General features: G+C 73.6%; 12 protein-coding genes. 6 read left to right on the top strand and 6 right to left on the bottom strand.

From position 1 onward, the window contains the following. Positions 1-3 precede the first annotated feature (3 nt). Positions 4-537, top strand: a complete 534-nt coding sequence (locus tag ABT158_RS05380; RefSeq protein WP_352351142.1) for a copper resistance CopC family protein — start codon at positions 4-6, stop codon at positions 535-537. Then, a complete protein-coding gene (locus ABT158_RS05375; protein WP_352351140.1) occupies positions 527-1,519 on the top strand; it encodes a hypothetical protein in 993 nt (330 codons plus the stop codon). The genes ABT158_RS05380 and ABT158_RS05375 overlap by 11 nt, the downstream gene beginning before the upstream one ends. A gap of 21 nt (positions 1,520-1,540) precedes the next feature. On the opposite strand, the gene ABT158_RS05370 is transcribed toward ABT158_RS05375, so the two are convergent. From ABT158_RS05370 to ABT158_RS05355, 4 genes are read right to left on the bottom strand one after another with little or no spacing between them, the layout of a single operon-like run. Then, positions 1,541-3,445 carry a hypothetical protein gene (locus ABT158_RS05370; RefSeq protein ID WP_352351138.1) on the bottom strand — a complete coding sequence of 635 codons (1,905 nt, stop codon included), beginning with the start codon at positions 3,443-3,445 and terminating at the stop codon, positions 1,541-1,543. 53 nt (positions 3,446-3,498) lie between these two features. Further along, the gene (locus ABT158_RS05365; protein ID WP_352351136.1) at positions 3,499-4,116 is read right to left on the bottom strand and encodes a pentapeptide repeat-containing protein; all 618 of its coding nucleotides are present in this window, start codon (positions 4,114-4,116) and stop codon (positions 3,499-3,501) included. Positions 4,117-4,133: 17 nt separating this feature from the next. After that, complete coding sequence (locus ABT158_RS05360; protein ID WP_352329071.1) at positions 4,134-5,294, bottom strand: cation:proton antiporter; 1,161 nt, start codon at positions 5,292-5,294, stop codon at positions 4,134-4,136. Between the two features lie 8 nt (positions 5,295-5,302). After that, positions 5,303-5,785 (bottom strand): cation:proton antiporter regulatory subunit, encoded by a 483-nt coding sequence (locus tag ABT158_RS05355; protein ID WP_352351134.1) that lies wholly within the window; start codon positions 5,783-5,785, stop codon positions 5,303-5,305. Positions 5,786-5,939: 154 nt separating this feature from the next. Here ABT158_RS05355 and ABT158_RS05350 point away from each other — a divergent pair, with 154 nt between their 5' ends. The 3 genes from ABT158_RS05350 (at position 5,940) to ABT158_RS05340 (ending at position 8,571) form a co-directional block, all read left to right on the top strand. Next, positions 5,940-6,584 (top strand): response regulator, encoded by a 645-nt coding sequence (locus ABT158_RS05350; protein ID WP_352351132.1) that lies wholly within the window; start codon positions 5,940-5,942, stop codon positions 6,582-6,584. A 93-nt stretch (positions 6,585-6,677) separates the two neighbouring features. Next, positions 6,678-7,106 carry an ATP-binding protein gene (locus ABT158_RS05345; RefSeq protein ID WP_352351130.1) on the top strand — a complete coding sequence of 143 codons (429 nt, stop codon included), beginning with the start codon at positions 6,678-6,680 and terminating at the stop codon, positions 7,104-7,106. 40 nt (positions 7,107-7,146) lie between these two features. Further along, positions 7,147-8,571: a PAS domain-containing sensor histidine kinase gene (locus ABT158_RS05340; RefSeq protein WP_352351128.1), complete on the top strand. Its 1,425-nt coding sequence runs from the start codon at positions 7,147-7,149 to the stop codon at positions 8,569-8,571. Between the two features lie 24 nt (positions 8,572-8,595). On the opposite strand, the gene ABT158_RS05335 is transcribed toward ABT158_RS05340, so the two are convergent. Both ABT158_RS05335 and ABT158_RS05330 read right to left on the bottom strand, forming a co-directional pair. Next, positions 8,596-9,774, bottom strand: a complete 1,179-nt coding sequence (locus ABT158_RS05335; protein WP_352351126.1) for an acetate/propionate family kinase — start codon at positions 9,772-9,774, stop codon at positions 8,596-8,598. Next, positions 9,750-12,053 carry a phosphoketolase family protein gene (locus tag ABT158_RS05330; protein WP_352351124.1) on the bottom strand — a complete coding sequence of 768 codons (2,304 nt, stop codon included), beginning with the start codon at positions 12,051-12,053 and terminating at the stop codon, positions 9,750-9,752. The genes ABT158_RS05335 and ABT158_RS05330 overlap by 25 nt, the downstream gene beginning before the upstream one ends. Positions 12,054-12,115: 62 nt before the next feature. On the opposite strand from ABT158_RS05330, the gene ABT158_RS05325 reads away from it, so the two are divergent. Continuing rightward, positions 12,116-13,822, top strand: coding sequence for an IlvD/Edd family dehydratase (locus ABT158_RS05325; protein WP_352351122.1), 1,707 nt, complete (start codon positions 12,116-12,118; stop codon positions 13,820-13,822). The last annotated feature ends 112 nt before the right edge of the window (positions 13,823-13,934 follow it).

The raw sequence follows: 13,934 nt of genomic DNA, 5'->3' as shown, positions 1-13,934 counted from the left end.
CCCATGAAACCCTCCTGGCCCTTCCGCCTGGCCGCGCTCGCCTGTGCGGCCCTCCTGGCGCTGCTGCCGTCCACCGCGGCGCTCGCCCACGACACGCTCAAGAGCAGCTCACCGGCCAAGAACGCGCAGCTGTCCGCGATCGAGCGGATCGAGCTGGAGTTCAACGCCCACGTCCAGTTCCCCTTCGTCGTGCTGCACGACGCGGCGGGCAAGGCCGTCGAGGTCGGCAAGCCCCGCGTCGAGGGGCCCAAGGTGGTCGCCGAGGTGCCCCGCCAGCCCGCGCCCGGTTCGTACGTGATCGCCTGGCGTGTCGTGTCCTCGGACGGACATCCGATCGAGGGCGAAATCCCGTTCGTCATGAAAGGATCTACTTCGCAACCGGCAGCGGCGCCCTCGCCCGTCGAGGAACGGCCCGCCGCGACGGGCGTCCCCGGCTGGATCTGGGGCGGGCTGGCGGTGCTCGTCGTGCTGGGCGCGGTCCTCCTGATCAGGGGCGCGCGCCGCGGCCCTGACCGGGAGGACGTGGATGCTGGTTGAGCGGGCCAGGCAGCTCGCGCGGCAGTGGGTGCTCGACGAGGGCGCCCGCCTGCCCGGGTTCGAAGGGGCGTTCCTCACCGGGTCCGCGCTGTGGGCGGCCCCGGGCACGGAGCTGGGCCCAACGTCCGACGTGGACGTGATGGTGCTCGCCGACCCGCCGCCCGCGATCGGCAAGTTCCGCTACGAGGGCGTCCTGCTGGAGGTCTCCGGCATCGCCCGCATCGGCTCCACCCACGAGGTGCTGAGCGACTACCACCTGGCCGGCAGCTTCCACCTGCCCAGCGTGCTGGCCGACCCGACCGGGCGGCTCGGCGAGATCCAGCGCCTGGTGGCCCGCGACTTCGCCGAACGGCCCTGGATCATCGCCCGCTGCACGCAGGCGATGGACCGGGTGCGCGGCTGGATCAACTCCATGGACGAGAACGCGCCCGTCCCCGAGCAGGTGGCGTCCTGGCTGTTCGGCACCGGCGTGACCACGCACGTCCTGCTGGTCGCCGGGCTGCGCAACCCGACCGTGCGCCGCCGGTACGCCGCCGTGCGCGAGCTGCTGGCCGGGCACGGCCGGCTCGACTGGCACGAGCACCTGCTCGAACTGCTGGGCTGCGCGCGGATGACCCCGCAACGGGTGGAGCGGCACCTGGCGGCTCTGGAGGCGGTCTTCGACGCGACGGCCCGGCTGGAGGCGCCCTCCTACCGGTTCACCTCCGACATCACGCCGCAGGCGCGCCCGATCGCCATCGACGGCAGCCGCGAGCTCGTCGCCGCCGGGCTGCACCGGGAGGCGGTGTTCTGGCTGGTCGCCACGTACGCGCGCTGCCTGGACAAACGCGCCGCCGCGGGCGCGCCGGCCGGGTACGAGGAGGGCTTCCAGGAGCTGCTGGCCGACCTGGGCGCCGAGACGTTCGCCGCCCGGCGCCGCCGCGGCGACCACGTGCTGGCCGCCCTGCCCAGCCTGTGGCAGACGGCCATGGCACTGTGCTGACGGGCCCCCGAACCGCCGGCCTCAGGTCCGGCGCAGCGAGCGGGTCAGACCGGCGGCGATCGTCGTGGCCAGCACCCACCCGGCCATGATGAGCCCCCAGGCCAGCCACTGCGCGCCGCCCTGCGGGTTGTAGGCCTTCTCCTGCCCGAGGTCGATGATCGGCAGCAGCAGGTCGAGGGTGTAGACCAGCGCGTGGAACGGCGGCGCCTCGCCCGGCTTCAGCGGCGGCGGCACGTCGAGCCCGAACACGACCGTGCCCGCGGCCAGCAGCGCGGCCAGCCAGGCTGCCGCGCGCAGAGGGCGGAAGCCGTAGCCGACGGTGGCGTCCTGGAGGTGGCCCCAGAAGCGGGCGTACCAGGGGAGCGCGGCGCGGCGTCGCCGCTGGCCGGCCAGCAGCGTCTCGCGGGCGTCGGCGTCGGCGCCGAGCCGCCGGTACATCGCGGCCAGCTGCTCGTAGGCGCCCGGCAGGTAACCGTCGGGGTCGGTACGCAGCCAGCGCAGCCGCCCGGCGGCCGGCAGCATGGGGTCGAGCACCTCGTACGACAGCCCGTCCATGCGCATCGCCCGCGGCCACCCGGCGGGATCGTCACGCAGGACGCCGATCCGCGCGTACCGTAACTCCACCACCCCCTCGACCGGCGCGGCCGTGCGCAGCGCCAGCTCGCGGGCCTCCAGCCGCCAGCACTTCAGCGCCACCTCGCCGGGCGCCGCCAGGGTGGCGTCGTCGAGGCACAGGCGGCTGCCGACCTGGGCGCTGGTCAGCCTGATCCGGCCGCGGGCGGAGAAGCCGTCGCAGAGGTTGAGCACCTTGCCCACCGACAGGCCGTTGGCTGACAGCGCCGCCCCGCCGGGGTTGACCAGGGTCGCGCCCTCGAAGTGCGCCGGTCCGGTGACCGTGGCGTCGAGCAGGCTGACCTCGCCCTCGGCGCGCAGCCCACGCCAGGCCAGCAGCGAGCCGTTCACGGTGAGGCCGTCGGCGGCGACCACCACGCCGCCCGGCGCGCTCAGTCGCGCGCCCTCCAGGCCGAGGGTGCCGCCGATGACCGAGCGGTTGAGGCGCACCTGCCCCTCGGCCGTCAGCCCGGCCAGGAAGAGGCCCGCCTCGGCGTTGAGGCCGGTGGCGCGCAGCGCGAGCCCGCCCGGCCGCCGGATGCGCGAGCCGCGTAACGTGAGCGGGCCGGACACGCGGGCGAAGCGCAGGCTGACCTCGCCGTCGGCCTCCAGGTCCCGCGCGAACAGCCCGACCTGGACGATCACGTTGGACGCCTCCAGGGCCGTGCCGCCCGGCGCGTCGAGGCGGGCGCCGTCCAGCTCGACCGCGCCGCCGATCCGGGCCGAGGCCAGGACGAGCGTGCCGTGGCAGGCGAAGCCGTCCTGGGCGCGCAGGTGGCCGGCCACGTCGAGGTGCTCGCCGTTGAGCGCCGTGCCCGCCGGATGGCTCAGGCGGGCGCAGTTGAGCACGAGGTTGCCGCTGATCCGGCCGCCGGGCAGCCGCAGCTCGCCGGTGACGTGGCTGCCCGCCAGCCGCAGGTTGCCCTCGACCTGGACGTTCGAGGCGGTCAGGCCGGGCAGCAGCGAGCCGCTGAAGCTGAGGAAGCGGGTGCGGGCGTGGTAGAGGTCGGGGACGGCGTCGAAGGCGCAGCCCTGGAAGGTGACGGGGAAGGGGAGCTCGGCGAAGGCCAGGTTGAGCGCGCCGGTGATCCGCGCCCCCGCCAGGATCAGCCGCGGCTTGGCGGCGGGCTCGTCGAACCCGGCCAGCAGCAGCCCGGCCAGCACCTCGCCCCGGACGGTGCGGCCGGGGTCCCAGGACGCGGCCCCGGCCGGGTCGTCGGCGGCGGGGTCGCCGGTGCGCAGGTCAACGGCGCGGCCGTGGGCGAGCGCGGCGGCCACGGCCCGCTCGGCGTCGTTGAGATCGGCGATCGGCACCCCGCCATCATCGCCGACCCCGCCTCAGGAGCGGACCTCCACGACCCGGAGTCTCAGGAGCGGACCTCCAGGCCCAGTGCCTCGGCGACGACCGTGGCCTGGAAGGGGTCGATGACCGCCTTCTTGAGCGTGACCGTGTGCGGGTCGAGCGTGCTCAGGTCGCTGCCGCGCAGGTCGCAGCCGGTGAGGTCGGCGCCGTGCAGCCAGGCCCCCGACAGGTCGGCCCGGCGCAGCTCGGCCCCGGCCAGCCGGGCCCCGGTCAGGTCGGCCTCGCGCAGCCGGACGCCGTGGAAGGCGCTGCCGCGCAGGTCGGCGCCGGGCAGCCCGGTGTAGGACCAGTCGCCGCCGTCGACCTTCAGCAGCCCGAAGGTGCAGCCGTCGAACATGCTGCCGGTCAGCTTGCACCCCCTGAACGTGGCGTCGAACAGGGAGCACCGGCTGAACAGGCAGTTGAGGAAGCGCGCGTCCTCGTGGGTGGAGACGTTGAGCCGCACGTTCCTGAACGTGCACTCCTCGAACGACGCCCCCTGGTCGACCAGCTCGGTCAGGTCGACGCCCTGGAACAGGACCCGGTGGAAGGTCTCACCGGCGATCTCCGTCCGGTCCCAGTCGTCGGCGTGGATCGTCGTCTCGATCGGGGGCGCGGGCACCCCGTGCTTACGGTCGGCCATGCGAACAAACTAGCGGATCACGCCTTGTTCGCGATGGCCGTGATGAGCGGCTGGACGAGCTTGGCCGCCAGCGGCCCGAACGCCGCCAGGATCAGCACGTACGCCGCCGCCAGGGCCCCGAGGTCGGGATGGGCCCCGGCGCCCACCGCCAGGCCCGCGATGACGATGTTGAACTCGCCGCGCGGGATGAGGGCGATGCCCGCCCGTGCCTGACCGGCCTTGCCGATGCCCGCCCGTCTGGCCGCGTACGCGCCCGTCAGCAGCTTGGTCACCATGCTCACCAGCGCCAGCAGCGCGGCCAGCCCCGCCACCGGCAGGATCTTCGCCGGATCGGTCTGGAAGCCGAAGAAGACGAAGAACACCGCCGCGAACAGGTCGCGCAGCGGCGCGAGCAGCGCCTGCGCGTCGTGCGCGAGCTGCCCCGACAGCGCGATGCCGACCAGGAACGCGCCGACCGCCGCCGAGACCTGCAGCTGCTGGGCCAGCCCGGCCACCAGCAGCGCCAGCCCGACCACCTTCAGCAGCAGCACCTCGGAGTTGGGACTCGACACGAACGCCTCGATGAAGCGCCCGAAGCGCAGCGCCACGACGAGCACGACGCTCACCGTGCCGAGCGCGATGCCGACCGAGATCGCCCCGCTGACCAGGCTCAGGCCCGCCAGCAACGTGGTGAGGACCGGCAGGTAGACCGCCATGGTCAGGTCCTCGAACACCAGCAGGGACAGCACCGTCGGCGTCTCCCTGTTACCGATCCATCCCAGATCGGACAGCACCTTGGCGGTGATGCCGGAGGAGGTGGCGTAGGTGACGCCCGCCATGGCCACCGCCGCGACCGGCCCCCAGCCCAGCAGCAAGGCGCAGATCGCGCCGGGGGCGGCGTTCAGCACGAGGTCGACGATGCCGGCCCGCGCGTTGCTCGTGAGGCTGGTGACCAGTTCGTCGGCGTTGTACTCCAGGCCGAGCGTCAGCAGCAGCAGGACGACGCCCAGCTCCGCGCCGACCGAGATGAACTCCTCGCTGGTCGCCAGCGGCAGCACGCCGCCCGTGCCGAACGCCAGACCGGCGATGAGGTAGAGCGGGATCGGTGAGATGCCGCCGCGCAGCGCGAGCGCGCCCAGAACCCCCAGACCCAGAAGAACAGCACCGAACTCGAGAAAGATGACCGCGGTTTCGTGCACCCGCGGTCCTACCCGTCAGCCAGGATGCCGGCGACGTCCGCGGTGCTGTCCGCGCTGCCCACCACGACCACGACGTCGCCCTCGCGGAAGACGAAGTCGGGGCCGGGGCTGGCGAACACCTGGCCGCCGCGGACCACGGCGACGATGGAGGCGCTGGTACGGGTCCTGACCCGGGCCTCGCCCATGGTGCGCCCGGCGTAGGGGGAGCCGGACGGGATGGGGAGCTGGACGCTGACCAGGCCCTCGACCTGCTGGTGCAGCTGGTTGAGCCGCTGCACGATGCGGGGGGCGCCGAGGAGCTCGGCCAGGGCGTCGGCCTCCTCGTCGTTCAGCTTGACCGTCTGACAGGCGCGGTCGGGGTCGTCCTTGTCGTAGATCACCAGGTCGCGACGGCCGGTGCGGTGCGAGACGATGCCTACCCGCTGGCCGGCGCGGGTGGTGAAATCGTGCCGAAGCCCGATGCCCGGCAACGCTGTCTGCTCAACCTCCACCTATCCCACCCATCCAAAAAATACGCATATTTCTGGACAACACTACCAACGGTCTCCGCCGGCTTGACCTCCTCGTATCCCGCCCGCCCCCGCCGTCCGGTGCGCGGGTGGGAAGATGCCGGGGACGTTGCCGCGGGAGAGGCGAGACGAAGCGATGCCGACCACTTCCTCCATCCGGCTGCTGCTCGTGGAGGACCACGCGATGGTGGCCGAGGCCATCGGCCTGGCGCTCGGCCGGGCGCCGGGCATCGAGGTCGTGGCGCAGGCGGGCACGGTCGCCGCCGCCCTCGCCGCGGCCGCCCGCCGCCGGCCCGACGTCGTGGTGCTCGACCGGCGGCTGCCCGACGGCGACGGCGTCGAGGCGATCAGCCGGTTCGCGGCGGTCGCGCCCGGGGCCCGGGTGCTGGTGCTCACCGGGGAGGCCACCGCCTCGGTCGCCGCGCGGGTGGTGGAGGCGGGCGGGGCGGGCCTGCTGGTGAAATCGTCCCGGCTGGAGGAGCTGGAGTCGGCGGTGCGCGAGGTGGCCGCCGGCGGCGTGGTGTTCGCGCCCGGCCTGCTGCCCGGCGTGCTCGACCGGCTGACCGGCCGGGTGCGGAGCCCGGGTGCGGCGCTGACCCCGCGCGAGCGCGAGACGCTGCGGCTGCTGGCCGAAGGGGCGGGCACGGACGAGATCGGCGCGCGGCTCGGCGTGGCCCGCAACACCGCGCGCAACCACGTCCAGCACGTCCTGGAGAAGCTCGGGGCCCGGTCCAAGCTGGAGGCCGTGGCCGTCGCGCGCAGGGAAGGGCTGCTCGACTGACGCAGATGCACCAGACGGCGTCCCTCATCCGCACCGGAAAGGGTGGTTCCGCTGCGTCTCGTGATCGGTCCTGTACTGCCCGACAGTAGGAGGATGGGCAGTTTCGCTGCGCCGTACCAGGTGGACACCCAGCTGCCGCAAGAGATGGGCAGCATCACCGCGGCCCGTCAGAGAGCACGTGAGGTGCTGGCCGAGTGCGGCTACCGCGGGCGCCGCGAGGACGTCCTGCTCGTGGTCTCCGAGCTGGTGACCAACGCGCTCGTCCACGGCGACGGCCCGCCCGCCTTACGCATCCGCTGCACCCCCTCCCACGTGCGGATCGAGGTGCGCGACTCCGGCCCCCGCCTGCCCGAGCCGCGCGAGCCCGGCCCCGACAACGGCTGGGGCCTGCGCGTCATCGAGCTGCTGTCCACCGGCTGGGGCGTCTCCCGCGCCGAGGGAGGTGGAGAAGGCGGCAAGGTGGTGTGGTGCGAGCTGGCGCCCCACGTCGTCGCGCCCGCCCAGGAGCGTTCCAGGGCGTGATCGAGTTTCGGTCTTCCGCCGGGCCGTGCGAAGCTGCAGTATGCCCGGTCAAGACAGGCAGTCAGAGGACATCCAGCTGCTCGTCCGCAGCGTCGTCGACTACTCGATCTGTCTCCTCGACCCCGCGGGCCACGTGACCAGCTGGAACGCCGGCGCCGAGCGTATCAAGGGCTACCGCGCCGAGGAGATCATCGGCCGCCACTTCTCGGTGTTCTACCCGCCCGAGGCCGTCGCGGCCGGTCGTCCGGAACAACTGCTGGGCCGCGCGGCGGCGGCCGGCCGGGTGGCCGACGAGGGCTGGCGCGTCCGCAAGGACGGCGCCCGGTTCTGGGCGCGCGTGGTCATCACCGCCCTGCGCGACGAGCGGGGCCTGCTGTGCGGGTTCGGCAAGGTCACCGGCGACCTGACCGAGCGCCGCCTGGCCGAGCAGGCGATGCGCGACAGCGAGGAGCGCTTCCGCCTGCTGGTCCAGAACGTCGTCGACTACGCCATCTTCATGCTCGACGCCGACGGCCGGATCGTCAGCTGGAACGCCGGCGCCGAGCGCATCAAGGGCTACCGCGCCGAGGAGATCATCGGCCGCCACTTCTCGGTCTTCTACCCGCCCGAGGACGTCGCGGCCGGCAAGCCCGCCATGGAGCTGGAGGTCGCCGTCGCCGACGGCCGGTGGGAGGAGGAGGGCTGGCGCGTTCGCAAGGACGGCACCAGGTTCTGGGCCAGCGTGGTCATCACCGCCCTGTACGACGAGCGCGGCGAGCTGCGCGGGTTCGGCAAGGTCACCCGCGACCTGACCGAGCGCCGCAACGTGGCCCGCGCCCTCGACGAACGCGGCATGCTGCTGGCCCACCTGGTCCGCGCCCAGGAGAACGAACGCCGCCGCATCGCCTACGACGTGCACGACGACACGATCCAGTCCATGGTCGCCGTCGGCATGCGCCTGCGCGCGATGGAGAGCGGCCTCGCCGGTGAGCGGGCCGCCGAGGTGCGCGGCATCGGCGAGGCCGTCGAGGCCGCCGTCGCCCGCCTGCGCGACCTGACCTTCGAGCTGCGCCCGCCGGCCCTCGACGAGGAGGGCCTGGTCGAGGGCCTGGCCGGCTACCTGCGGCAGGTGACGGCCGGCACCGGCCTGTCGTTCGAGATCGACCACCGCCTCGACGCCGACCCGCCGCCCGAGGCCGCCGTCACCATCTTCCGGATCTGCCAGGAGGCGATCACCAACGTGCGCAAGCACGCCCGCGCCACCTCGATCAGGCTCTCGCTGGTCTCCCTCGACCGCGGCGTGCACGTGCGCGTCGCCGACGACGGCGCCGGGCTGCCGCCGGGTGCCGAGGGGCCGCTGCGCCACTTCGGGCTGATCGAGATGCGCGAACGGGCCGAGATCGCGGGCGGCTGGTGGAGCCTGACCGACCGGCCGGGGGCCGGGACCACCGTGGACTTCTGGGTCCCGGCCGTCCCGCACGCCTGACCGCGGCGGCCGGCGGAGCGGCGCTCAGCGGCGGGGGAGCACCTCCAGTGACTGGCGGGCGATCTCCCACTCCTCGTCCGTGGGCACCACCAGCACCGCCACCTCCGCGCCCGGCGGCGAGACCGCCCGCTCCCCGGCCGGGCCGGCCGCGTTCAGCTCGGGGTCCACGGTGATGCCGAGCCGGTCGAGCCCGGCCAGGGACTCCGCGCGGGTGGCCGCGTCGTGCTCGCCGACGCCGCCGGTGAACACGATCGCGTCCAGGCGGCCGAGCAGGGCGTAGTACGCGCCGACGTACTTGCGGATGCGCCGGGTGTAGACCTCCAGGGCCAGCCGGGCCTCCTCGTCGCCGCGGGCCCGCACCTCGCGCATGTCGAGCGTCCCGGCCAGGGCGCGCAGGCCGCCCTCGTGGCTGAGCGCGCGTTCCACCTCCTCGCCGCCCAGGCCGCGCACCCGCGCCAGGTAGCCGGCGATCGCGGGGTCCACGTCGCCGGAACGGGTGCCCATCACCAGCCCCTCCAGCGGGGTCAGCCCCATGGAGGTGTCCACGCTGCGCCCGCCGGACATCGCCGTCGCGCTGGCGCCGTTGCCCAGGTGCAGCACGACCAGGTCGAGGCCGGCCAGGTCGCGGCCGAGGAGGGCGGCGGCGCGGCGGGAGACGTAGGCGCACGAGGTGCCGTGGAAGCCGTAACGCCGCACGCCGAGCTCCCGCCAGGCCCGCGGCACCGCGTACGTGTACGCCTGCGGCGGCAGCGTGAGCTGGAACGCCGTGTCGAACACCGCCACCTGCGGCACCCCGGGGAACGCCGCCCGCGCCACCCGGATCCCGGCCAGGTTCACCGGGTTGTGCAGCGGCGCGAGCGGCGCCAGCTCCTCGATCGCGGCGATCACCTCGTCGTCGACGACCGCCGGGCCGGTGAAGCGGGTGCCGCCGTGCACGACCCGGTGCCCGACCGCGACCGGCTCCAGCTCGGGCCCGGCCCGCGCGAACGCCTCCAGCATCGCCGCCAGCCCCTCGGCGTGCCCGGGGAACCGCTCCTCCCGCACGTACGGCGGCCCGCCGCCGGCGTGGTGCGTCAGCCGCCCGCCCTCCTCGCCGATGCGCTCGACCAGCCCGCGCGCCGGCCGCTCGCGGGTGCGCACGTCCACCAGCTCGTACTTGATGGAGGAGGAGCCGGTGTTCAGGACGAGAATTCGGCCGGCCATGTCCACGACCTGATCTCCGCCGGGTCCTCGCCGTGCTCCCTGGTGTGGGCGCGGGCCCGCAGCCGCGCGTCGCTCATCCGCTGGCGCAGGTGCGCGGCCTTGGAACCGAGCCCCGGCACCCGGTCGATGACGTCGATGACCAGGTGGTAGCGGTCGATGTCGTTGAGCATGGCCATGTCGAACGGCGTGGTCGTGGTGCCCTCCTCCTTGTAGCCGCGCACGTGCATGTTGGCGTGCCCGGCGCGGCGGTAGGCGAGCTGGTGGATGAGCGAGGGGTAGCCGTGGAAGTTGAAGATGATCGGCCGGTCCACGGTGAACAGCGTGTCGAACTCGGCGTCCGGCATGCCGTGCGGGTGCTCCGACCGCGGTTGCAGCCGCATCAGGTCCACCACGTTGACCACGCGCACCCTCAGCTCGGGCAGGTGCTCGCGCAGCAGCGCTGCGGCGGCCAGCGTCTCCTGGGTCGGCACGTCGCCCGCGCAGGCCAGCACCACGTCCGGCTCGCTGCCCTGGTCGGTGGAGGCCCACGGCAGGATGCCCAGGCCGCGCGTGTTGTGCGCGATCGCCTCGTCCATGGTGAACAGGTCCAGCACCGGCTGCTTGCCCGCCACGATCACGTTGACGTAGTCGCGCGAGCGCAGGCAGTGGTCGGCCACCGACAGCAAAGTGTTGGCGTCCGGCGGCAGGTAGACCCGCACCACCGACGCCTTCTTGTTGACGACCACGTCCAGGAAGCCGGGGTCCTGGTGGCTGAAGCCGTTGTGGTCCTGCCGCCACACGTGCGACGACAGCAGGTACGTCAGCGACGCCACCGGCCGCCGCCACGAGATCTTCTGCGACGATTCCAGCCATTTGGCGTGCTGGTTGAACATGGCGTCGACGATGTGGATGAACGCCTCGTAGCAGTTGAACAGGCCGTGCCGGCCGGTCAGCAGGTAGCCCTCCAGCCAGCCCTGGCACAGGTGCTCGCTCAGCACCTCCATCACCCGGCCGCCCGGCGCCAGGTTCTCGTCCGTGGGCAGCAGCTCGGCGTTCCACGCCCGGTCGGTGACCTCGAACACGTCCTGCAGCCGGTTGGAGGCGGTCTCGTCGGGGCCCATCAGCCGGAAGTTGCGCGGGTTGCCGGCGATCACGTCGCGCAGGAACCCGCCGAGCACCCGCGTCGGCTCGGTCAGCTGGGCGGCCGGGGACTTGACCTCGACCGCGTGCCGGCGGAAGTCCGGCAGCCGCAGCGGCTGCAGCAGCTCGCCGCCGTTGGCGTGCGGGTTGGCGCTCATCCGCAGCGGCCCCCGCGGCACCGTCGCCAGCACCTGCTCGACCGGCTTGCCGTCGGAGCCGAACAGCTCCTGCGGCCGGTACGAGCGCATCCACTCCTCCAGCATCGCCAGGTGCGCCGGGTTCTCCCGGACGCCCGGCAGCGGCACCTGATGGGCCCGCCAGGTGCCCTCGACCGGTTTGCCGTCCACCTCGCGCGGGCCGGTCCAGCCCTTCGGCGTGCGCAGCACGATCATCGGCAGCCGCCGGTCCTGGCCGTCCTTGTACTCGGCCAGCTCGTCGAAGACGGTGTCCAGGGTGGCGGCCATCTCCTCGTGCGAGGGGCCGACCAGGTGGGGGCGGTAGCCGTAGCCCTCCATGAGCTTGAACAGGTCCTGCTCGGGGATGCGGGCGAGCACGGTGGGGTTGGCGATCTTGTAGCCGTTCAGGTGCAGGATCGGCAGCACGACGCCGTCGCGCCGGGGGTCGAGGAACTTGTCGGAGTGCCAGCTCGCGGCCAGCGGGCCGGTCTCGGCCTCGCCGTCGCCGATGACGCAGGCCACCACCAGCCCGGGGTTGTCGAACGCGGCGCCGTAGGCGTGGGCCAGGGAGTAGCCCAGCTCGCCGCCCTCGTGGATGGAGCCTGGGGTCTCGGGCGCGACGTGGCTGGGGATGCCGCCGGGGAAGGAGAACTGGCGGAACAGCCGGCGCATGCCCTCGACGTCCTGTGAGACGTCCGGATAGCGCTCGGTGTAGGAGCCTTCCAGCCAGGCGTGCGCGACGGCGGCGGGCCCGCCATGGCCGGGACCGGCGATGTAGATCATGTCCTGGTCGCGCTCGGAGATCACCCGGTTGAGGTGGGCGAAGCAGAAGTTCAGCCCCGGGGTGGTGCCCCAGTGGCCGAGCAGGCGCGGCTTGATGTGCTCGGGGCGCAGCGGCTCGGTCAGCAGCGGGTTGTCCAGCAGGTAGATCTGCCCGACGGACAGGTAGTTGGCCGCCCGCCAGTACGCGTCTATGTGGTCCATGCCCCTGCCCATTCCTCCGCAGGCGGTGCTGAATCCCCGCGCTGCCGATAATGTGCCGTCACATGGCGCTGCGCAGTTCCCTCTGGTACTCCGGTGACGACAGGAACTCCTACATCCACCGGGCCTGGATGCGCCGCGGCCTGCCGCGCGAGGCGTTCGAGGGCGAGCGGCCGCACATCGCGATCGCCAACAGCGCCTCCGACCTCGCGCCGTGCAACTCCCACCTCGACGAGGTCGCCCGCAGCGTCATGAACGGCGTGTGGGAGGCCGGGGGCGTGCCGCTCGACCTGCCCGTCCTGTCGCTGGGCGAGACGAACGTGCGCCCGACCGCCATGCTGTGGCGCAACCTGGCCGCGATGGCCGCCGAGGAGTTGCTGCGGGCCAACCCGATCGACGGCGTGGTGCTGCTCGGCGGCTGCGACAAGACCGTACCTGCGCTGCTCATGGCCGCCGCCTCGGTCGATCTGCCGGCGCTCGTCGTGCCCGGCGGGCCCATGCTGACCGGGCACTTCCGCGGCGTGCCGCTCGGCTGCGGCACCGACGTGTGGCGGCTCAGCGAGGAGGTGCGGGCCGGCACGCTCTCCCGCGAGGCGTTCCTCGCCTCCGAGTCGTCCATGATCCGCAGCCGCGGCCACTGCAACACGATGGGCACCGCCTCCACCATGGCCTGCATGGCCGAGGCGCTCGGCATGACGCTGCCCGGCACGGCCGGCACCCCCGCCCCCGACAGCCGCCTGCTGGAACGCGCGCACGACAGCGGCCGGCTGGCCGTCGAGCTGGTACACGCGGGCCGCCGCCCCAGCCACGTCATGACCAGGGCCTCCTTCCTCAACGCCATCGTGACGCTGGCCGCGATCGGCGGCTCGACCAACGCGGTCGTGCACCTGCTGGCCGTCGCCGGGCGGCTCGGCGTCGAGCTGAGCCTCGACGACTTCGACCGGGCCGGCTCGGGCGTGCCGCTGCTGGCCGACCTCCAGCCCGCCGGCCGCCACCTGATGGACGACCTGTTCCGGGCGGGCGGCCTGACCGCCCTGCTGCGCGAGGTCGAGGACCTGCTCGACCCCGCGGCGATCACCGTCACCGGCAGGCCGCTGGTCGAGCACCTGGCCGGCGCCGAGATCTGGGACGACACCGTGATCCGGCGGCGCTCCGACCCGCTGCTGCCCGACGCGGGCATCGCCGTGCTGCGCGGCAACCTCGCGCCCGACGGCGCCGTGATCAAACCCGCGGCCGCCTCGCCGGAGCTGCTGCGCCACCGCGGCAGGGCGATCGTCTTCGACGGCGTCGAGGACGCCCGCGCCCGGCTCGACTCGCCCGATCTCGACGTCGACGAGACCTCGGTGCTGGTGCTGCGCGGCTGCGGGCCCAGGGGCTACCCGGGCATGCCGGAGGTCGGCAACCTGCCGCTGCCGCGCAAGCTGCTGGCCAGGGGCGTGCGCGACATGGTGCGGATCAGCGACGCCCGGATGAGCGGCACCGCGTACGGCACGGTCGTCCTGCACGCCTCGCCGGAGGCGGCGGCCGGCGGCCCGCTGTCGCGGGTGCGCACCGGCGACCCGATCGTGCTCGACGTGGCCGCCAGGAGGATCGACGTCGACGTCCCCGAGGCCGAGCTGGCCGCCAGGGAGCCGGTCATGACCGGCCACGCCCGGCCGGCCCGCGGCTGGGAGCGCCTGTACGTCGACCACGTCACCCAGGCGCACCTCGGCGCCGACCTCGACTTCCTGACCGGCTCCTCCGGCGACGCCCCCGGCCGGGAGTCCCACTGAAAGCAAAGAGTGCCCGGCGCCGCGCGCGGAATCTTCCCCGTGGGGTACGGGGTTCCCTGACGGGAGCCCGGCTCAGCGGATCTCCCGCGAGTGCGGGACGATGTGATCAGGT

The sequence above is a fragment of the Nonomuraea sp. NPDC001636 genome (genome assembly GCF_040298265.1).
Lineage (GTDB): Bacteria > Actinomycetota > Actinomycetes > Streptosporangiales > Streptosporangiaceae > Nonomuraea.
The sequence above is the reverse complement of the archived record's forward strand: the minus strand, read 5'-3'. Positions and strand labels throughout refer to the sequence as shown.

Bases quoted from the DNA above. Each gene is read 5' to 3' on its own strand.
- ABT158_RS05380 (WP_352351142.1), top strand. From the start codon at position 4: ATGAAACCCTCCTGGCCCTTCCGCCTGGCCGCGCTCGCCTGTGCGGCC.
- ABT158_RS05375 (WP_352351140.1), top strand. From the start codon at position 527: ATGCTGGTTGAGCGGGCCAGGCAGCTCGCGCGGCAGTGGGTGCTCGAC.
- ABT158_RS05365 (WP_352351136.1), bottom strand. From the start codon at position 4,116: ATGGCCGACCGTAAGCACGGGGTGCCCGCGCCCCCGATCGAGACGACG.
- ABT158_RS05350 (WP_352351132.1), top strand. From the start codon at position 5,940: ATGCCGACCACTTCCTCCATCCGGCTGCTGCTCGTGGAGGACCACGCG.
- ABT158_RS05345 (WP_352351130.1), top strand. From the start codon at position 6,678: ATGGGCAGTTTCGCTGCGCCGTACCAGGTGGACACCCAGCTGCCGCAA.
- ABT158_RS05340 (WP_352351128.1), top strand. From the start codon at position 7,147: ATGCCCGGTCAAGACAGGCAGTCAGAGGACATCCAGCTGCTCGTCCGC.
- ABT158_RS05335 (WP_352351126.1), bottom strand. From the start codon at position 9,774: ATGGCCGGCCGAATTCTCGTCCTGAACACCGGCTCCTCCTCCATCAAG.
- ABT158_RS05330 (WP_352351124.1), bottom strand. From the start codon at position 12,053: ATGGACCACATAGACGCGTACTGGCGGGCGGCCAACTACCTGTCCGTC.
- ABT158_RS05325 (WP_352351122.1), top strand. From the start codon at position 12,116: ATGGCGCTGCGCAGTTCCCTCTGGTACTCCGGTGACGACAGGAACTCC.